The sequence below is a fragment of the Patescibacteria group bacterium genome (genome assembly GCA_040387855.1).
Lineage (GTDB): Bacteria > Patescibacteriota > Minisyncoccia > Phycocordibacterales > JAKAEA01 > JAZKCY01.
Window position 1 is genome coordinate 378,178 of the sequence record JAZKCY010000001.1, and the last position, 19,712, is coordinate 397,889.

Consider the following 19,712-nt stretch of genomic DNA (forward strand, 5'->3'; position numbering starts at 1 on the left):
TAACATGAATATTGTATTAAAAATATAAATGGAAAACCCGCCGACGATACAGCTGACGGAGGGTTTCCATCGGCCGCTTTGTGGCGGGGTGTGTGAGGTACTTGTGAAGGTCATCGACGACGGCGACGAGCGAGAAGTCCTATGCCAGCGAGTCCTGTTAGTGCAACGGATCCTGGCTCAGGCGCTTGGGTCAGCACGAAGGTCTTGATCTCGACGTGGGAAGCTGGACCGCGGAGGTCGAAGTGGTAGACCGCGGTGAGTGTGCCGTTCGAGCTTTTGCTCAGACTTCCGATGGCATTGTCGACGAGGCCTGATGACAGAGTAAACTGCACCATGCCCACATCGAGTTGGCCCATCGAATCGTTGATGTGATCGAGATCGATGGCACCGGCAAACGTTGCCGGTGTACCATGGGTTTCGCTGAACGGCAGGGTCTGCGTGCTTGCGCTTCGCATCGAGCGGATGTCTCGACCGGTCATCTTCACATCCACCGAGTACGTGTAGTACTCCTTTTGTTGGTATGTGATTTCCACGAGATCGATCGTCGCACTCGTTATGAGTCGAGCCGCGAGCGATCCTGTTGAGGGATCGATCGAGTACTGCTGCGAGATGATTCCAGAGTCGATCGTCATGACCGTCTGGGAATCGGACTTGATCCCGGACGCGCTCAAGGGGTTGAGGGTGATGAGCGAAGCCTGCGTGGCCGAGCTCAGGGAGAGAATGGCCACGATGAATGCGAGAGCGGACTTCATTGAGAATCCCTTCACGATTTCACTGCTACATTGCTTGGGGCACTATGCCTTTCACAATAGCTGAGTCTGTGTGTATTATATCATATTTAGGTAAAAAGTCAATATTTAATTTAAATAAGATTTGAGAGAAAATATCCAACAAAATAAGCAATTACTGCAGCTACTGTTCCAATCATGAGTGTTGCACACGCAGCCCAAGCTCTATTTGTATTTGTAACTTTTCCTTTTACATATCCCACGAAGATAAATGCAAGGCCAGTGAGAATACATGACATAAGAAATGTGTCTATTCCCGTAGGAACTATGAATGAGAAAAGTGGTACAAATCCAATAACTACAAAAGATACAAATGTTATAAATGCAGCTGTAATTGGTTTTTTCTCTGCACTGTTGTGACCTAGATCTTCTTCAGATTTTGAGGATAAATAATTTGAGGCTGCCATAGAAAATCCGTCGGCAAAAAGATTTGCAAATCCTAAAATTAAAATAACAGCAGGTGATAGTGATGCTCCAATAACTCCAGATACAACAGCAAATGTTGTTACGAGGCCATCAATACTTCCAAAGATAAAGTCAGGTAAATATTTTTTCATGTTGTACTAGTATATACGGATTACTTTTCCCACTCAACTATTGTTCCAGCTTTAAGCTCCAAGGCATCTGCTCGGCGAATAAACTTTTTATTTATTTTGGGATAAAAAGGAACATGAGGAGACTTGTCTATATGTGCTGCAAGATCAAATAACTCTACTTCTGTAGTGATCCATTCAGTACCAAATTTTTTGAGATTTACAGGACGGGTATAGCTTTGTAATACTTTCTCACCAGTTTCATAATGAAAATATTCATGAAAATATGACATCATAAGTTCGCGAACTGTTTTGTAAACCGGATCACGAAATCGTACAGTAGAGTGATTTGATTTTGAAATAGCTCCCCATAAGCCATTTATTTTGTAGAGTGCAACACTGTGATCGTCATCATAGGGATGGGCTTTTAGATTTATAATAATTGGTTCTTGTCCGTTGATCCACAATACTGCTGCAGCAAAAAGAGCAGCTTCCATACAATGAGCTTTTTTCTCGCGTATGACTCTTCGAGGAGACATATTGGTTTCACCATTTGGCTCAAAGTTGAAGGGAAGAGTATCCAAAAAATCTTGAATCTTAATTGGAGAGTTTAGAGATCGTAGTTTTTTAAGCTCAAGTTTACTCAGATTAAACATTAACCTATTTTAGCTTTTTTGGGGTTTTATGAATAGGCAACGAGAAAAAGAACGTTGTGCCCGTACCAACTTTGCTTTCCAACCAAATTTTACCTCCATGAGACTTTATAATTTCAGAGGTGATATAGAGTCCAAGTCCAAGACCTTTAATTTCTCGCTCTTTTTTACCATTAGTTCTATAGAATCGTTCAAAGATCTTTTCTTGCTGATCCCTCGCTATACCCATGCCAAAATCTTGAACACTAATGATAATATCTGTTTTGTTTTTGCTTATCTTAATAGCTATCTTTTTACTATCTGGAGAATACTTAATAGCATTGGTTAATAAGTTTATAAGTACCTGACTAATACGTTCTTTATCAGCAAAAATCTTAATGCCTGTTGAACCTGACACAGTTATTTTATGCGTATCTGTAGAGTATTGGAATGTCTCAACCTCTTCATGAACTGCCTTATCCAATAAGAAATGATTTCGATGCATTGCCATTGTTCCAGATTGAATCGAATACACATTGAGGAAAGAACTCATCATGCTACTTAATCTATCAATTTGAGAATCAATTTTATTTGAAATAAAAAGGGAATTGATATCTTTATCTTTTTTATGGCGCTTTTGCAAAAGCTGAATAAACATTTTGATACTTGTAAGAGGGGTTTTTAGTTCATGCGATGCCATTGCAATAAAATCATCTTTCTCTTTTTCAATTCTGCGTTGCTCAGTCACATCCTCAATGGCAAGTAAAATGAGCTCAGTTTGATGTCCCTCAAGTACTATACGTCGAGCATTGAGCATCATGGTTCGGGTGCCAATATCCTCAAAATGGTGAGTTACTTCATAATCATTAAAAACAGAATCTTTTGGGAGGATTTCTAAAAGGAGCTTTTTAAGTGGGGGAATGTCCCATTGTCCGTTACCAAGATCAAATATCTTTTTATTATAGGTTTCAGACTTTTTTACTTCAAACATCTCAAAGAAAGCCTTATTAGCTGTCTTAATGCATAAGTCTTCATTTAAGATGACGAGAGGTTCACGAACTGTTTCAACAATTGCTTCAGCGTAGGCAAACATGACTACCACATCTTCAACAGTTAGATTTTTTATATCTTTAATATCCTTAATATCCTTGAGGAGTTCGATGGCTTCATTGGCTTTCTCGTGAGCCTTGATGTTCTTTTTGTTTTTCAAAAAAATAGGTAATTTGACATTGGAACAGTATCATTATATGACATGTTTGTCGAGTGAGTTGAGAGCTAGATTTTTATTTGTTCTTTCATCCATAGTGGAAGCTTAAGTAACGTATGAGTTCCATCAGGATTGTGAACTACCATTCCACTATTAGAAGAAAATGCCCATGGCATAAGTAATGTGAACCCAGTATTTACCAATTTGTTTGAAATATCTACAGTAGAAGTATAGTTTGCTTCTGTGTTATAGAGTTCAGAATTTCCAGCAATAGGATGCTCAATCGCTTGGGGATCATAATAATTATATCCTCCATACTCAACTACCCACTTAGGTTTATTTTTGACCCCGCTAAAATCAAATACTTGGTCAGCAGAATTTCTATAAATATGTAAGCTATATACATCTGTAGAATCATCTACAAGACGAGTTCTTTTTGCTTCATCTGAAAATAATTGGTATTTAGGTTGTTCACGTTCTTCAAGATCAGAAAATCCTACATAGGTAGAACCTACGAGAGGCTTTATTGTTTTATATGATTGAAAAAGATATTCATGAATTTGATCTTCAGTGACTTGTGCTACTTTGGCTGCTTCTGACCATGTAGCTGATCCATAAGGTTCATTATGTGTTTCCCACATAATAATATTTTTATGAGAACTAAAACGCTTTATATATGTAGAATATGCATCAGTATAAACTTTGATTCCAGCAGGAGTTTTTATAAGTTCCCATCGGAAGTTTCCATCTAGACTTTTTGGTTCACCTTCATAATTACCAGCTCCCATTACACATATAACAGAAATGTTATGCTTCTCAGCTTTTGTTAAAAAGTCATCAAGATTTTTTGCATACTTTTTATGTAGTTCAAATTTACCATCTTTAAAATTGAATAGTGATTCCATCTGACAAAATGTACGAATTTTTGTAATTCCCATCGCTTGGATTTCTGCAAGATCTTTATCTATGAGCTTTGAATTGTATTTCTCATTAAGCCAATTATATTCTTCAACTCCATTATGCAAATCGAGCCATGGAAGATTAATACCAAGGTTATCGTTTGTATATGGTGAATTTGTGGAGCTTCGTACCAAAGCATTTGAACTTGAATAATGTGTTGTGTGCTCTACCATGCTAAGCATGCAAATAAGTAAAATTATTCCTAGTAAGACACTATAAGCAATGATCAATCGGTGATAGTGAGTCATAGTTTTATTTTTTAACAATATGGAATCCATTTGAAGGTGAAAATATTACTCCTAAGACCCCAATGCTTTCAATAATTGCAAAAAAGGGAATTAAAATTATTTGTGCTATATACCAACCAATTCTTTTTACTACATTATGTATGCCGTGCTCATCTAGGTTAACTTTGAGTCCAATAACATAGAAAACAATGAAAGAAATAAATGAGAAATTAGCAAAGAAATGTAGCCATGATGGGATAGAAAATCCCAAGAAAAAATAGGCAATAGTATAGAGAGCCGCGAAAGGTGCAATGGCCCATACGATTGTATTGAAACCAAGCAAAAGTCTCCATTTGAAATCGATTGGGGCATAGAGAGTAACTTTAAGTAGCCCTTCAAACCACCGACGTCGCTGACGAATAAAATCACCAACAGAATGTGTTGATTGCTCTTCAATATATCCATTTACCCATCGAGATCTATATCCTTGTTGCATAGCAAGGAGTGACCAATAGGCATCTTCAGTAATTGATCCTTTTGGACCAAAATCAAAACCAATCGATTTTTCTACATCATTTCTAACAACTATAAATGAGCCATGCAATCCAAAAATTGTAATACCTAAAAGGTGCTGAAAATGAAATCGTCCCAAATCGTCTCCGGTTCGAATACTGTCTGCAAGCGTTAAAATAGGATGTTCTTTCCATTTTCGGTGATAAAGAATAGTTCCTTGTCCTATTCGATATGTTTTTGCAGTTTCTTCTTCGCTAATCATTTCACAAATACCTTTGATACTTGAACTTGTAAGATGACTTTCTTCATCAAGATGAACTATCCATGCGTCATTTGGTAGCTTGGAATTTTCAAGCGCATAATGAAGTGCACGTGCTTTATATAAAGAACCCTGTGAGGTTTTGTATGTCTGAGGTACGACAATATATGATAAATGAGAGTTTTCTTTTGGAAGCTCTGGATTTTTTATATCAATAACTACTTCAATAATAAAAGGGAAGAATTGATTTCGTATCATTTCTTTTTGACAGTTTCGTATGGTTTGAGTAAGTGCTTCTGTATTTGTACCTCTAGATACGATACGGAATGAAACTAATGTCTTAATGGGTAGTACTGTATTTAAACTATGAGAATGTTCAAAACGAAGTAATCCAATGAATCCCATTACAGCAGGGATTGCAGCTGCCAACCATAAATATGCTCCTAAAGACCAAAGCTTTTCAAGTAGTGTATGAGGAGTCTGAGTAATTGGCCACAGATAATCTTGAATATAATACAAAATTACGATACCTAGAATGATGTAGATACTAGTTCGCAATCTGTGACCAGAAATTTTCCATAATTTCCAATCCCTTATTGGTTCAATTTCAGTATAGTAAAAATCACCGATAATATCGGAGAGAGTTACTTTTGAACGGGGAGATGCAGAGAGCTTCATTGACTTTTATAACAATAATGTAGAGATTGGAAACTAACATATATTTGTTACATTGTCAATTAATCTTTGTTAGGAAATAGGATACTTCTTTTTCATATACTGGAATGACTTTTTGATGAGACTTAGGAGTACTTTCTCATCTACATCCTCAAGTTTATTTATATATAAACACCCGGCACTGGTTTTGTGCTTGCCCAGCTTTTTAAGATCGGGGTTATTTTGATTACCATTAATAATATAAAGTGTGAGGTTTTGTTTGCGAGGCGAGAATCCTACAAGTGGCCAGTCGCCCTCCTGAGTACTTCGTTCTGACTTGTAGTGATACATCCCAAAGCCAACAATACTTGGTCCCCACATTACCGCTTTTTCACCTGTCACTTTTTCAAACATCTCAAGTAGCACAAATGCATCTTTCTGCTTTTGATCAGGTTCAATGGATTTTAAAAACTTCTCAACACTTTCTTTTGTTGCTTTTGTTTTTAATTCGGCCATGTTTTTATTTATGCTTTTGGTCCAGCAATATTTACCATCCAGCTAATATCATATTTATCATTGAGAAGCCCAAACATGTCTCCCCATGGTGCTTTCTCTAACGGCATTGCAATATTTCCTCCTTCTGCAAGTTTATTCCAGTAGCCCTGGAGTTCTTCTTGATTATCTCCACTAAGAGAAATAGAAATATTTCCACCTGCAATAAAAGGAACACCTGGAGGAGTATCAGATGCCATTAATGTCATACCGTTATCGGCCACGAGCATTGCATGCATAATCTTATCTGCATCTGCAGGACTGTGTGGCATGCCACCATCTTTAAAGGTGCTGAGATCCAATTTTCCACCAAACACTGTTTGATAAAACTGCATTGCTTCTTTGGCATTACCATCAAAGTTGATATAAGGGTTTAGTTTACTTTGCATAATGTTAAAAATTAAAAATAATATTATTGTGTTGGTTCATCATCTGCTGATGGTCCGTAAATAGATGGAACCTTTGCTCCCATTGCTCGGAGGAACGTGAGAAGCTGACCTCGGTGATGGATTGCATCAAAGAGGAACATCCATGACATATGATATCGAGTGTCATGCATAGTTTCATTCCAACCAGCTTTTCCAGTCTCCCATACTTCATCAGTAATCGATTCAACAGCTTTCATTAATTCAGGCATACCTTCATCAAATTTTGAAAGCATGTCGGCTTTTGTGAGTCCATCCATTTCATGAGGATTGAAGCTTGGGATTCCGGTAGTAGCAATTGTTGCCAAGGCTTTCCATTGGATAGCAAGCTGACCTGCTAAGTTTCCTGCACTTCGAGCCCGTTCATGCACTTTATAATCATGCTTATCTTCAGGCAATGCCTCAATAGCTTTTCTGAATTTCGGTGCTTCTTCTTTTAGGACTTCGAGAAAAAATTGTTTATTTGTCATATGCCCTGTACTTTAGCACTAATAGTTAAAATATAAAAAAAGTCGAATCTTGCCTCAAGCAAGTCGACTAGGTTCCTCCGGGATCAGGGCCTCCACCACGCGCGTTCCACGTGGAGAGGGTATTGCCCCGGTCGTCTGCGAACTTGTGGGCGGCGTCGAACACCTTTTGGGTCGTGTCGCCACCCACCTCGTGGAGGAAGGTGTACCTATCTGCCGGCGGAGTATCATCGCTGAATTCGTCGGGATACTCCGTGTGATCGTAGAAGGCCGTCATGGACCTTCCATCACTGCAGGCGTAAATCCGACCGCGATTGTAGAGTTCACGATCAAGCATCTCAGGTCGCGTATTCATAAGACGCTCCCATGCGGCGAGGTTTGGTTGGGGTCTGAGATTATAATGCGCTACTGACTATAAAAGTCAACCACTATTTGCTAAGATAGGAATATGTCAAAGATAGAAATTTCTAGTGGTACAGCTCATCCATTACCAGACGATTTGCGAAAGGCTTTAGGCTCATCTCCGAAGGCTCTTGTATCCTGGGAGGATATTACTCCATTGGCCCGTAATGAATGGATTTGCTGGACTATATCTGTGAAGACTCAGGAAACAAGGGATGATCATGTAAAAAGAACTGTTGAAGAACTTATAGAAGGCAAGCGTCGACCTTGTTGTTGGATAGGCTGCATCCACCGCAAAGATAAAGCCATGAGTGCTTCTCAAAAATTTATACTTACTAAAAAAGCGAAAAAGAAATAAATAAATTATGAAAGAAGCTACAAAACAACACCGGATTTATACAATGACGTTTTCAAGTGTGTATCGTCTTTATATTACTAAAGTAGAAAGAAAAGGACGCACCAAAACTGAAGTTGATGAAATAGTACGATGGCTTACGGGATACACACAGAAAAAATTGGATTCACAAATAGAGAAAACGGTAACGTTTGAAACTTTTTTTGATGAAGCTCCACATATGAATCCATCAAGGTCTCTCATTACAGGTAAAATTTGTGGAGTACAGATAGAAGAAATCAAAGAGCCTCTTATGCGAGAAATTCGATACCTCGATAAACTTATAGATGAATTGGCAAAAGGGAAGGCGATGGAGAAAATTTTGCGAAAAGTGCAAAATTAAATTCTTGTAATAAGTGCATCTACCTGTTTCTTCACTGCTTGAAATGTAGATTCAGATTCTAAAACGACAATAGTTTTATCTTTATTAATATCAGTATCAATTACATTCCATATTTCATGCTTGGGAATTTTTGCATGTAACGTTTGTTCACAGTATGTGGCGTGAGTTGGTTCCATAAATATTACGAGATCACTATCCTCGATCAGCTCTTTGGTAGTTTGGGTCCAATCTTTATTTGTATACTCAAGTATATTGTGATTCTGCAATGTATCTTTGGTATCCCAAGCTATCGCTCCTTCTATATTATTTACCGCATCAATGCCGCTTGATGTTGCTACCCAGTCTTTTATTTTGAGCGAGTTAAAATACGCCTCAGCCATTCTACTCCTAAATGTGTTGTTTGTGCATACAAAGTGAATTTTCATATCTATAAGTATCCCAATAAATCAAATAAAATGCTAGTTGCTCTACATTAGTGGAAGTGAATGCTATACTTTTTCTATGGGAAAAATAATCGCTGGAATGTCCATGTCTGTGGACGGATATATTAATAATAAGGATGGCGGGGTAGGAGAGCTCTATACAGATTTTAAAGAAATGCATGATGTACCATCTTTTAAAGAAACCATAGCTACAACCGGTGCTGTTATTATGGGAAAGCACACATATGAAATGGCAGATCCGTTTGAGTGGGCTACTAGTGATTATGAATTCCAAACTCCTATTTTTGTTTTGGTTCATACTGTTCCTGAAAAATATCCGCAAGGAAATGGCAAATTGAGCTTTATCTTTGTAACAGATGGAATTGAGAGCGCAGTTTCTCAGGCGAAAAAAACAGCAGGGGATAAAGATGTGCAGGTAATTGGTGCAAACACTATTCAGCAGCTTTTAAATGCTGGGCTTTGTGATGAATTGGTTGTAGATATGATGCCTGTATTGCTTGGAAAAGGAATACGACTATTTGAAAATATAAATACAGATAAAATAAAGCTTGAAAGAGTTAAGGTGCTTGAGACAACTTCTCAAAGAACGAGTATTACGTTTAAAGTCGTGAAAACTAATAAATAAAAAAGACGTCCTCAAGGGGGAACCTTGGGACGTCTATGGACTGTTCTCTTAGTTTGCCGGGGTGGCGAGCTTGGCGGACAGTTCGTCCAAGCTCCTCTTGAGGTACCAGGCCTGGAACTCGATCTGCTTCATCATCTCGAGCCGGAGCTGGCTGATCACCGCTTCGAGGGTGACCGTGTCCTCCTTGTTCGCTGGCTCGTTGGCGTTCTTGGCCATGAGCCGGCGCGCGACGGTGCGGAGCGTCGCGCACTTCTCCAGGCGGTCCCGGTTGAAGATGATCGAGAGTCCCTCGTCGGCGCTCAGGTTGGGGAACCTCTCCACGTCCTTGAGCAGGACGCCGACCGTCCGGCTCTCGTTCTCCGACTGCTTGAGCAGGTCGGTGTTGCCGGCGGCTCGCTCCTTGAGGAACTGCGCCTTGAGTTCCTGGAGGTTGGCCTGCTCTGCCGGCTTGGTGGTGGCGTCGGCGGCCATGAGCTGGCTCGGCATGAACGCGAGCAGGATCCCGAAGAGGGCGATGGATCGCAGCATACGATGCTTCCTTCCGTAATGAACTAAAACGAGTAAGGTGGCCGAAGTAGCAACCTTTAACTCCTTGCACTGTATACTACACATCTTACACTCTGTCAATAAAATGATGAGAGTTACTTTTATTAATACATAGTACTATATTCTTTTTATATAGGATGCTGACTAATATAAATTATTGATCTTTATTTTCTTTCTTAAAGAATATTGTGATAAATGAAGGTAACATAATTACTACACAAGTTATGTAAAGCCACGTATCTTCACGACCGTTTATCCACCAGATTATTCCAAGGAAAATAAGTGCTCCGATAAGTAATAGAGCTGCAATAGCATGCACTTTAGATCTTGTTTTCATATATTTTATTTACTTGGAGTAAATTCAATTAACCATTCAATACCGTATTTATCTCGAAACATTCCGGCATATGATCCCCAAGGACTATCACCCATAGGTCCTTCAACAGTGCCACCAACTGAAAGGCCATTAAATATTTTTTCTGCTTCTTCCTTAGTGTCAGTAGTAATTAAAATTTTACTTCGATTTTCGTTTTCATTTACAGCGCCCATAAATGAAGGCACATCGTTTGCTATCAAAACACTGCCATTACCAATGGGGAGAGCAATATACATTACCTTCTCTGCTTCGGCTTCTGGCATTTGTACTTCTGCAGTTGCAATATCTTTAAAACGAACAATCTTTGAAAACTCACCACCGAATACTGATTTATAAAATGTAAGCGCTTCTTCAGCGTTGCCGTTGAAGTTAATCCAAGGGTTTATTGTTGCCATAGGGGGATCATATCATAGACGGCAATAAAAAATCACCTTGCTCACAAGGTGATTTTTTTGCAGGTAATTATGTGTGTTATGCAATAACCTGTGTGCAATATGAACAACGTTTTGCCTCAAGCGGGATTTCGCTAAGACATTCTTTGCACTTTTTGGTAGTTGGGTCTGCTGGGGCTTCCTTTCGTGATTTTGCAATTAGATAATTCATCGGTTTAATGACAAAGAAAAAGATTGCTGCTGCGACAAGAACAAATGATACAAGGGCGTTAATGAAATGACCATACATAAACTGACTACCATTCACAGTAAATGAAAGCCCCGCAAAATCTGGTACTTTTGCGATTGCACCTATAAGTGGAGTGAGGAGATCTGTTACTAATGCAGTGACAACCGTTCCAAAAGCCGCTCCGATAACAACACCGACTGCCAAGTCAACAACGTTGCCTCTGAGTAGAAACTGCTTGAAATCTTTTATCATAAAATAATAATTATTTAAAACTAGTTATAGTATAACAAAAGTCCTGAACACTGTCGGGGTAACAAAAAATCACCTTGATAAATAGGGTGATTTTAAGTGCTCACATGGTTGGAAGCAATTCGAACCTATTTAATGTGAGGTAACTTTGCTAATCCAGTTAATAAGGTCTTGAGAAACTTCTTCAGGGGATCGATTACTTGTATCTATAATTACAAAATCATTTTGTTCACTATCTTTTTTCAGAAGGGAAGTAACATAGACATTATCTTGGATAAATTTTTCTACTGACTTATTTGTAACTCTTTCAAGATTTTTGATACTTTCTTCTGTTTGATACCTACCTAATAATCTTTTCTCGAGGTTTTCTTTGTTGATGTCTAAAAAACAAACTACAGGACGTATCTCAAGCTTATTAGAAGCTTCAATTATTTCTGCTGGCTTCATGAAACCACAAATAATAGTAGATATTCTTTTTAGCAAATTACTTTTGCTTAGTTCTAACCAATATAAAGTCTCTGATTGTCTCCATATTCTATCGACATTATCAGGAACGCCTCGTTCGTCGAAGTCATGAATTTCAAAATTGTGAGAAAGCTTTGACTGAAGCAGGGGAATAAGAGTAGTTTTGCCTACGCCATTTGGACCGATGATAAGGAATATGTTTGAGCTATTCATTTTTATAGTATACCAAAGGTTCAAAACATCTAGCTGGTAACAAAAAATCACCCTGTAAAACAAGGTGATTTTTTCGATGCTCCTCCGGCAGGGATCGAACCTGCGACCAATCGCTTAACAGGCGACTGCTCTACCGCTGAGCTACAGAGGAATATGCTTCGTTCTCTCGAGCTTGCGCTCGGGGAACGAACTTTTAGCATCATAGCAAAAAAACAGAAAATGTAAATATTGGACTTTATATAGATTTTGGGTGCGTATAAAACAGACTGATCGTACGTCTGATATACTATAAGGGTAGGTGTAATAATTGGTATAATTTAACTATATATATGAGTATCAATATCAAAGCTACGAATTTGGAGTTAACAACAGAAATCGACGGGTATCTTACAAAAAAGCTTGAATCATTGAAACATATTGTTGATTTTGATGCAGATAATGCTTTCGCTCAGGTAGAACTTGCAAAGACAACAAATCATCACAAAACAACAGAAAGCATGTATCGTGCAGAAATAAATTACCGTGTTGATGGTATGAATGGCCGAGTAGTGAGTGAGAATGAAGATCTTAATGCTGCTATTGATGAAATGAAAGATCAGCTCGCTCGAGAAATCAAAGCAAAGCAAGAAAAGGACAGAGATGATAAGCGACATGGCGGAGCAGAGCTCAAACAAATGTCACGAGAAGATGGAGAAGCTGTAGCCGATGAAGTAGATGATAAATACGAAGACGTTCAGTAAAATCTAAGTAAAACTAGAGAGAAAGGATAAATGTATCGTAATCCATTTCTTTTTTACCTTCAGGAACTACACGATCAATAAAGAGCTCATTATGTTCAAAATCATAGTGAGCTTTTTTGATGACTACACGAATCTTTTTATCTCCTTTTTGAGCGAAGAAAAAAGTGCCCGGCCATTGGTGGAATGCTTGGAACTTTAAGAATTCTTCATAGGGATTGTGCGTGAGAGAAAGCTCGCCATCTGCTTTTTCTATTTTTCGAGTGTAGGTTGCTTTTGAATGATCTTGTTCAAGAGGTGTAACTTCTCCTGCAATCCATTTTGGAATAGTCTTTACTAAAAGTTTTGCTCCAGCAGTAACAATTGCTTCTCCAAGTTGTTTTGCCAATGGTGGCCACGGCTCCATAATCACTTCCTCTTGAGCTAAAATTGGTCCATGATCCATTTCGGCATCAAGGAGCATAATAGTCACTCCTGTGCGTTTTACATCTTGCAAGATTGCAGTTTCGATAGGTGATGCGCCTCGAAGCTTTGGAAGGAGAGAACCATGAATATTTAAAATGCCATGCTTCGGGCTATCAATTACTTCTTGCGGAATTATTTTTCCATACGCGACTACTACACCAATATCAAAATTGCCATTTTTATATGCATCGAGAAACGCAGGGTCTTTTAATTTTTCTGGCTGGAGAACTGGTACAGAATGTAATTCCGCCCATACTTTTACTGGAGGCGGAGTAATAACCAAATCTCTACCTGCTGGTTTATCAGGCATAGTAACAATGAGGTCGGGAGTCATTCCTGATGCATGCATTTCTTCTAATACCATCACTGCATATCGAGGTGTGCCAAAAAAAACTATTTTAGGTTTATTGTTCATCTGATTGGTGTGTTTGAGGTGGCTGATCTTCTATATCTTCTGCTTTGTCTATAAAAAGAATTCCATCAAGATGATCTATTTCATGTTGAAAGATTTGTGCTAAAAGGCCTGCTGCTCCGCGTTCAAATTTTTCACCTTTCTCATTGTAGTATTCAATAGTTGCTTGAATCGATCGTTGTACATTTCCATACAGCCATCGCACTGAAAGGCATCCTTCAGCCATTTTCTTTTTTCGCTTTGAGAGCTTGAGAATTTTTGGATTGATGCATACTAGATCAACGGGAATATGGGTGTCTGGTTCTATATCTGGATAATTGGGAACAAATACTTTTCCTGATACGAGAAAAATACGCACAGGTTCACCGATTTGAGGTGCTGCAATAGCGACTGCATCATCTTCGCCATGCATGGCAATCTGCATGCGTTTAATAACATCTTTAATTTTTGGAGATATGATTTCTGAGACCGGTACATCTTGAGCTATGCCACGAAGTACAGGATCTCCTTTTTGAACAATGGGTACCATAGACATGACTATATTATAGAAGACTCTCCGGATCAACATTTACAGAAATATGAGGTGGAAGAGAGAGAAGCCGCTCAAGTAAGTCTTTATTGACCCATGTGCCTTGATCAAGCTTGAGAAGTGCGTGCATTACGGTCTTTTTGTTTACGGTTTCAATAAATGCAGGGAATACAAGTGGATTGTAATCTTCCAAAAGCTTTTCTACAAAGTCCATATCACTCGTTACTTGTTCCCGGGTTCCTTTAATGGTGATTTTTATGAGATTACTAAATGGTGGGTAGCTAAGCTTTTTTCGCTCTTCGATTTCTTCACGATAAAAATCCATAAGATTGCCCTTTGTGGCATAATCAAAAATACGCTGGTTGCGTGATCGAGTCTGCACTACATAAATCTTTTGAGTAATAGATCTAATCTTCAAAAGAATATTCATGATTTTTTCGTTGATACGAAAATCAGGAATAGAGAAAAGGGAATCTATAGCTGCAACACCAGAGTTTTCTACTGGTTTCTCAAGATAGGTAAGGGCCATTTCAGTACCAATCAAAATACTGCCAGGTGAGTTGTAAAATTCATTAACCACAGCCAATGCTTGCTTGTGCGTAGTAATGCTATCTTTATCCATTCTAAAAATCTTCATGTCAGGGAACATGTTTTGAATAGTATTTTCAATAAGCTCGATGCCAATACCTAGAGTTGTGAGTTTCCAACTATCACAGTTTTTACATCGTTCTTCTGCACTTCTTCGTTCACCACATCGATGACATAAGAAAAAGTTTTCTTCACCACGATGAAGAACTACAGGCGCAGTACACTTAGTACACAAAACAGTAGTTCCACAATCACCACACACAGTCATGGGAGCTAGGCCTCGACGTGCAGCAAACAAAAACAAATTCTCATTATGATCTTTGCTTTGCTGGATCAATGCATCAAGCTCTTCGCCAATAATTCGAAAATCTGGGCGATCGAGTGTCTTGTATCGCTTCATATCTACAACAACTTCTTTTGATGTAGAAATAGATCTAAATTTAAGGGGAGCAAGCTCGGCAAGATCACCTTGCTTTGTTCGCCATAATGTTTCAACACGCAATAGATGATCTCCAAAGATAAGTTTGGCACCAATCCGAAGTGCTAAGAATTCTGCAAATCTTCGTGTGTCTACATACGGACGTATTTGAGCTTTGTATCCGTTTGAACTTTCTCGTTCCAAAATAATAGTACCAATATCAGTCCGAGGAATTCCAAGAAATGATCCTGTTGTAATAATTAAAACTGGGTGTGGTTCTTCTATAATCTTATTCCAAGTATTTAAGATCTCTTTTTTAGAAAGTGAAGAGTTTAGAACATAGGTATATTGCTCGATACCTTTTGGAAGGGTACTAAAGATGCGCTTTGTATCTTGAATAGTGGGCAAACAAAACAGCACCGACTTTTTCTTAGCAAATTGCTCGCGGATCAAACTTTTGTAGTGAGCCAATCGTTCTTCTTCATCTGCTTGAATAGTATAAGGTTCGTGTCGTTCGTTTTGATCAGGTACACTATCGGGAATATCTTTTTGTGGGACAACTTTTTCTGCTTGTTCCAAAATTACTTTTGGTGTGACAAGTGCAAGCACACTACCTGTAGATCCTGCAAAATATTCTGCAGCATCTTGAGCTGCTTTTATAAAGCCTGGGAGGAAGAGGGGAAGGACATTGAGCTTACCAATCTTTTTAAGTGTATAGGTAGAATTTTTTAAATCAGTTTTTGCTTCAGCTGCTGATTTCATGCCAATAACAAGAGCTGGTACTTCACGGCTTCGTATAGGCACTTTTACTATTGAGCCCGGTTTGATTTCAGACGTAGTGAAGTAGGAGAGCATTTCTGCGCCTATGCCGCGCGCTATGGGAACTACGTTTACGATGTACATATATTAAGCGTATTTTAGCTTAAATACGTAAGAAATAATAATTGATCTTATGTGGGTTTTATTTTGTAATTAAAACTCTCTTAAGATAGAAATCTTTGCTCCTATAGAATTGAGTCTGGTAACAATATCTTCATACCCTCTATTGATCGAGTAAATGTTTCGGAGGATAGAAGTACCAGGAGCTGCTAGCATTCCAATCAAGAGAATTGCAGCTGGGCGGAGCGCTGGAGGGCAAATTACTTCTGCAGGCTTTAGCTTTGTAGGACCAGTGATATAGAGTCGGTGTGGGTCTACAAGATTTGTATTTGCTCCGAGTTTATCTATGTCTTTTGTATAAATAGCACGTTTTTCATATGGCCAGTCGTGAAGAAGAGTAGTTCCTTTGGCTTGTGAGGCAATGATTGCAAAGAAGGGAAGATTGTCCATGTTGAGTCCTGGAAACGGACGGCATTCAATTTTTTCTTCAAGAGCAGTAAGCTTTGATGGTGATGTTTTAATATCTACTAAATTAGTATAGCCGTTGAGAGCTTTGTATTTTTTTGAAAGCTTGTACTTGAATCCCATCTTCTCCAATTTGAGAAGTTCTAATTCTAGAAAATCTATTGGGGCTCGTTTAATAGTGAGAGAAGAGTTTGTAACGATAGCAGTAGCTAGGAAAAACATTGCGTCGATAGGATCTTCTGAAAGGTAGTAGGTAACAGGTTTGTCGATCTTTTCGATACCATGAATGGTAAGAGTTGTTGTTCCAATTCCTTCGATCTTAACGCCACAGGCTTCTAAGAAGTAACACACTTCCTGCACCATGTAATTTGCAGATGCAAATTTAATAACAGATGTACCAGGAATAAGTGCAGCGGCAATAACAGCATTTTCAGTTACGGTATCTCCAGATTCATAGAGCACCATTTCAACAGGCTTAAGCACAGGTGCTTTTACAAGATAATGATTTTCTTTTGCTTCGATTTCAACTCCATAATTTTCTAAAGCATAGAGATGTGGTTTTACTGTACGTGAACCAAGCTTACATCCTCCAGGCTGAGGGAGATTAAACTTCTTAAATTGGTGAATAAGTGAACCAATGAGCATCACAATAGAACGAGTCTTTTCAGCTGCCACTTTATCCATGTTCTTAAGATCAATCTTTTCTGGTGGTTTGATTTCAAGATCGTTTCCATTCCATTTAATAGATACTCCAATAGACTCAAATACTTCTATCATACGCTGCACTTCTTCGATCTTAGGAACGTTCTTAAGAGTGGTTTTGTTTTTATTTAAAAGGGAAGCGGCAAGGATACCCATGGCTCCGTTCTTTGAAGTCTTTGTAATAATTTCACCTGAAAGCTTGTGACCTCCTTCAATTTTTACGTTCAATGCACCCTTAGATACATGGACGATATCACGATTGAGCGCATCGCTAATCTTAGCCAACATTTCGGTAGATAGGTTTTGTTCACCTCGTTCGATGCGCGCGATAGCACTTTGAGTAGTCCCTAATTTTTGAGCAAATTCATGTTGGGTAATAGACCGTTCTTGTCGCAATGCAGAAATAAGTTTTCCAATTTGTAAAAGGTTCTTATCAGCAGATGTGGGTTCGGTAGCTACTGTCTGATTTTGGGTTTCTTCAGCCATGAATTTGTGGTTAGTTCTAATGCTCAACATTATAGCATATATGCTATATGGCGCAAATATACCGATTTCCATAACTATAGTATTCTGTATACATATGCCACCTATGAAATTTGAAGGAGCTTCGTATGATGATGAAGGGAACAAACAAGAAGATACTTCTAAAGACAAGAAAATTGAACCAGGAGAGTATCCCATGTCTACATTTGAAGAAGTAACAGATGTTATGGTTCATAGATGCAGTCCTATAATATTACAGACTCGACATATTCATCCAAACATAATAGTAGAACAGATAAAACTCGCTGGAACCTATTCTACAAAACAAATTGTCGAGATACTTAACAATTCAACGTCATTAGATTGGAATATGAAACCAGGTTTTTATAAAGCCTTGGCGTTAGAAATTGCCGAAAGAGTAAGAAGAAATAAGCTTAGATAAGTTTGATTTGTAAATTCATCAGAAATCTATATTATTGACCTATGTCTATGTTTTCTAAAAAGCTCGGGATTGATTTAGGTACCGCAAATACATTGGTGTTTTTACCGGGTAAAGGGATTGTGTTAAATGAACCATCAGTAGTTGCTATTTCTGAGCAAGATAATCGGATTTTGGCAGTAGGAGCCGATGCAAAACAAATGATTGGCCGAACTCCAGACAATATTATTGCGTATCGACCAATGAAAGACGGTGTTATTGCTGATTACCGAGTTACTGAAGCAATGCTTAGATACTATATTAATAAAGCATTAGGTAAGTGGAGTTTTTTTAAGCCTGAAGTAATGGTTTCAGTGCCAGCCGGAGTTACATCTACAGAACGACGCGCTGTTATTGAAGCTGCAATTAAGGCTGGAGCAAAAAATGCTTATGTAGTGAAAGAGCCTATTCTTGCTGCTATCGGAGCTGGTATTTCTATTCAAGAACCTGTAGGTCGCATGATTGTTGATATTGGAGGAGGTACAACAGACGTTGCTGTGATATCTCTTGGTGGTATTGTGTCGTGTACATCAGTCAAAGTTGCTGGAAATAAAGTGGATACTGCAATCATAGACTATATAAAGAAGACATTTAACCTTTCTATTGGAGATAAAACCGCTGAGGATATCAAAATTCAGATTGGATCGGCTATTCCGCTTGAAGAGGAACTCTCAATGACTATCAAGGGGCGTGATTTTGTAACTGGCCTTCCACGATCTGTTGAAATTAAAACTAATGAAATCGTAAAGTGTTTGGCAAAAGAACTTCGGGAGATGATTAATGCTATTAAGACTGTATTGCAGGATACTCCACCAGAACTTGCTTCAGATATTATTGACCAGGGAATTATTATGACGGGTGGATCATCACAATTGAGAAATCTCCCAGAACTTGTATTCCGAAGAACTGGTGTTAAAGCCACTCTTGCTGACGATGCACTCTTTTGTGTTGCAAAAGGAACTGGTATTGCACTCGAACATCTTGATACTTACAAGAAGAGTATTATATCTAAGCGATAAATGTTCCAGCTACCGCTTTCACATGCATATATAGTAGAAGGTAATGCTGAGGAGATTCGTCCAAGTCTTTTTGAGTTTCTTGAAAACACTCTCAAATTTCCAATAGCAGGTAATCCTGACTTTTGGCATGAGATTCATGAATCACTAACTATTGATGCTGCGCGTGCATTGCGAGAGACCCAGTCTAAGAAGGCCATCGGTGGAGATCGAAAAATATTCATTATCGAGGCAAGAGGCATGAGCATTGAAGCTCAAAATGCGTTGTTAAAGGCATTTGAAGAACCAACACCAGGTACTCACTTCTTTTTAATACTTCCGTCTATAGAAGTTGTATTACCGACTCTTCGTTCACGAGTTCAAATAATTTCTGGACAAAATTCGTATGAGAATGCAAAGCAGCTTGCGCAAGAGTATAAAAAACTTTCTGTAGGTGACCGAATGAAAAAAGCTGCCGCTATTGCTGAAGAAAAAGATAAAGCTCTTGCTATGCAGATTGTGGATGGACTTATGTATGTAATGAGAGATTCACAGAAGCCATTTGTGATGCAAGAGCTATTACAATGTAGATCATATCTTAATGATAGATCACCATCAATAAAGATGATTCTCGAGCATATAGCTTTAATTATATAAAAAGTAGAAT

27 protein-coding genes and 1 tRNA gene are annotated in these 19,712 nt (G+C 38.5%); 7 read left to right on the forward strand and 21 right to left on the reverse strand.

What is annotated here, in order from left to right:
- Positions 1-110: 110 nt before the first annotated feature.
- From V4519_02105 to V4519_02150, 10 genes are all read right to left on the reverse strand, one after another.
- Positions 111-752, reverse strand: a complete 642-nt coding sequence (locus tag V4519_02105; GenBank protein MES2436779.1) for a PEP-CTERM sorting domain-containing protein — start codon at positions 750-752, stop codon at positions 111-113.
- 110 nt (positions 753-862) lie between these two features.
- Positions 863-1,345: a VIT1/CCC1 transporter family protein gene (locus V4519_02110; protein ID MES2436780.1), complete on the reverse strand. Its 483-nt coding sequence runs from the start codon at positions 1,343-1,345 to the stop codon at positions 863-865.
- A gap of 20 nt (positions 1,346-1,365) precedes the next feature.
- The gene (locus V4519_02115; protein MES2436781.1) at positions 1,366-1,977 is read right to left on the reverse strand and encodes a hypothetical protein; all 612 of its coding nucleotides are present in this window, start codon (positions 1,975-1,977) and stop codon (positions 1,366-1,368) included.
- A gap of 4 nt (positions 1,978-1,981) precedes the next feature.
- Positions 1,982-3,163 carry an ATP-binding protein gene (locus V4519_02120; GenBank protein MES2436782.1) on the reverse strand — a complete coding sequence of 394 codons (1,182 nt, stop codon included), beginning with the start codon at positions 3,161-3,163 and terminating at the stop codon, positions 1,982-1,984.
- Between the two features lie 65 nt (positions 3,164-3,228).
- Positions 3,229-4,368, reverse strand: a complete 1,140-nt coding sequence (locus V4519_02125; GenBank protein MES2436783.1) for a cellulase family glycosylhydrolase — start codon at positions 4,366-4,368, stop codon at positions 3,229-3,231.
- A gap of 4 nt (positions 4,369-4,372) precedes the next feature.
- Complete coding sequence (locus V4519_02130) at positions 4,373-5,797, reverse strand: glycosyltransferase family 2 protein (protein ID MES2436784.1); 1,425 nt, start codon at positions 5,795-5,797, stop codon at positions 4,373-4,375.
- A gap of 69 nt (positions 5,798-5,866) precedes the next feature.
- Positions 5,867-6,289: a DUF1801 domain-containing protein gene (locus tag V4519_02135; GenBank protein MES2436785.1), complete on the reverse strand. Its 423-nt coding sequence runs from the start codon at positions 6,287-6,289 to the stop codon at positions 5,867-5,869.
- A gap of 8 nt (positions 6,290-6,297) precedes the next feature.
- Positions 6,298-6,714, reverse strand: a complete 417-nt coding sequence (locus V4519_02140) for a VOC family protein (GenBank protein MES2436786.1) — start codon at positions 6,712-6,714, stop codon at positions 6,298-6,300.
- Positions 6,715-6,737: 23 nt separating this feature from the next.
- Complete coding sequence (locus tag V4519_02145) at positions 6,738-7,220, reverse strand: DinB family protein (protein MES2436787.1); 483 nt, start codon at positions 7,218-7,220, stop codon at positions 6,738-6,740.
- Positions 7,221-7,287: 67 nt separating this feature from the next.
- Positions 7,288-7,554, reverse strand: coding sequence for a hypothetical protein (locus tag V4519_02150; GenBank protein MES2436788.1), 267 nt, complete (start codon positions 7,552-7,554; stop codon positions 7,288-7,290).
- Between the two features lie 111 nt (positions 7,555-7,665).
- On the opposite strand from V4519_02150, the gene V4519_02155 reads away from it, so the two are divergent.
- Positions 7,666-7,977: a YdeI/OmpD-associated family protein gene (locus tag V4519_02155; protein ID MES2436789.1), complete on the forward strand. Its 312-nt coding sequence runs from the start codon at positions 7,666-7,668 to the stop codon at positions 7,975-7,977.
- Between the two features lie 7 nt (positions 7,978-7,984).
- The gene (locus V4519_02160) at positions 7,985-8,356 is read left to right on the forward strand and encodes a DUF2200 domain-containing protein (GenBank protein ID MES2436790.1); all 372 of its coding nucleotides are present in this window, start codon (positions 7,985-7,987) and stop codon (positions 8,354-8,356) included.
- Here the strand turns inward: V4519_02160 and V4519_02165 are convergent.
- Positions 8,353-8,781, reverse strand: a complete 429-nt coding sequence (locus V4519_02165) for a hypothetical protein (protein ID MES2436791.1) — start codon at positions 8,779-8,781, stop codon at positions 8,353-8,355. The genes V4519_02160 and V4519_02165 overlap by 4 nt on opposite strands.
- 76 nt (positions 8,782-8,857) lie before the next feature.
- On the opposite strand from V4519_02165, the gene V4519_02170 reads away from it, so the two are divergent.
- Complete coding sequence (locus V4519_02170; protein ID MES2436792.1) at positions 8,858-9,424, forward strand: dihydrofolate reductase family protein; 567 nt, start codon at positions 8,858-8,860, stop codon at positions 9,422-9,424.
- 48 nt (positions 9,425-9,472) lie between these two features.
- Here the strand turns inward: V4519_02170 and V4519_02175 are convergent, their stop codons facing one another.
- The 6 genes from V4519_02175 to V4519_02200 form a co-directional block, all read right to left on the reverse strand.
- Complete coding sequence (locus tag V4519_02175) at positions 9,473-9,952, reverse strand: hypothetical protein (GenBank protein MES2436793.1); 480 nt, start codon at positions 9,950-9,952, stop codon at positions 9,473-9,475.
- A gap of 172 nt (positions 9,953-10,124) precedes the next feature.
- Positions 10,125-10,307 carry a hypothetical protein gene (locus V4519_02180; protein MES2436794.1) on the reverse strand — a complete coding sequence of 61 codons (183 nt, stop codon included), beginning with the start codon at positions 10,305-10,307 and terminating at the stop codon, positions 10,125-10,127.
- A 5-nt stretch (positions 10,308-10,312) separates the two neighbouring features.
- Positions 10,313-10,741 carry a VOC family protein gene (locus V4519_02185; GenBank protein ID MES2436795.1) on the reverse strand — a complete coding sequence of 143 codons (429 nt, stop codon included), beginning with the start codon at positions 10,739-10,741 and terminating at the stop codon, positions 10,313-10,315.
- 76 nt (positions 10,742-10,817) lie between these two features.
- Positions 10,818-11,219 carry a large conductance mechanosensitive channel protein MscL gene (gene mscL, locus V4519_02190; protein MES2436796.1) on the reverse strand — a complete coding sequence of 134 codons (402 nt, stop codon included), beginning with the start codon at positions 11,217-11,219 and terminating at the stop codon, positions 10,818-10,820.
- Between the two features lie 129 nt (positions 11,220-11,348).
- A complete protein-coding gene (locus tag V4519_02195; protein MES2436797.1) occupies positions 11,349-11,894 on the reverse strand; it encodes a hypothetical protein in 546 nt (181 codons plus the stop codon).
- Between the two features lie 79 nt (positions 11,895-11,973).
- Positions 11,974-12,045, reverse strand: a tRNA-Asn gene (locus tag V4519_02200).
- 178 nt (positions 12,046-12,223) lie between these two features.
- Between V4519_02200 and V4519_02205 the strand changes: the two genes are divergently transcribed.
- Positions 12,224-12,634, forward strand: coding sequence for an HPF/RaiA family ribosome-associated protein (locus V4519_02205; protein ID MES2436798.1), 411 nt, complete (start codon positions 12,224-12,226; stop codon positions 12,632-12,634).
- Between the two features lie 13 nt (positions 12,635-12,647).
- Here V4519_02205 and fmt read toward each other — a convergent pair whose 3' ends face one another.
- The 4 genes from fmt to V4519_02225 all read right to left on the reverse strand — a co-directional run bounded on the left by fmt (position 12,648) and on the right by V4519_02225 (position 17,575).
- Positions 12,648-13,511: a methionyl-tRNA formyltransferase gene (gene fmt / locus V4519_02210; GenBank protein MES2436799.1), complete on the reverse strand. Its 864-nt coding sequence runs from the start codon at positions 13,509-13,511 to the stop codon at positions 12,648-12,650.
- A complete protein-coding gene (gene def, locus V4519_02215; GenBank protein MES2436800.1) occupies positions 13,501-14,043 on the reverse strand; it encodes a peptide deformylase in 543 nt (180 codons plus the stop codon). The genes fmt and def overlap by 11 nt, the downstream gene beginning before the upstream one ends.
- A 7-nt stretch (positions 14,044-14,050) precedes the next feature.
- Positions 14,051-15,946 carry a primosomal protein N' gene (gene priA, locus V4519_02220; GenBank protein MES2436801.1) on the reverse strand — a complete coding sequence of 632 codons (1,896 nt, stop codon included), beginning with the start codon at positions 15,944-15,946 and terminating at the stop codon, positions 14,051-14,053.
- Between the two features lie 69 nt (positions 15,947-16,015).
- Positions 16,016-17,575, reverse strand: a complete 1,560-nt coding sequence (locus V4519_02225) for a UDP-N-acetylglucosamine 1-carboxyvinyltransferase (GenBank protein MES2436802.1) — start codon at positions 17,573-17,575, stop codon at positions 16,016-16,018.
- 94 nt (positions 17,576-17,669) lie between these two features.
- On the opposite strand from V4519_02225, the gene V4519_02230 reads away from it, so the two are divergent.
- The 3 genes from V4519_02230 to V4519_02240 are packed head-to-tail and all read left to right on the forward strand — an operon-like array spanning position 17,670 to position 19,702.
- Entirely contained in the window at positions 17,670-18,014 is a 345-nt protein-coding gene (locus V4519_02230; GenBank protein MES2436803.1) for a hypothetical protein, read from the forward strand.
- 47 nt (positions 18,015-18,061) lie between these two features.
- Positions 18,062-19,069, forward strand: a complete 1,008-nt coding sequence (locus V4519_02235; GenBank protein MES2436804.1) for a rod shape-determining protein — start codon at positions 18,062-18,064, stop codon at positions 19,067-19,069.
- Entirely contained in the window at positions 19,070-19,702 is a 633-nt protein-coding gene (locus tag V4519_02240; GenBank protein MES2436805.1) for a hypothetical protein, read from the forward strand.
- Positions 19,703-19,712: the final 10 nt, after the last annotated feature.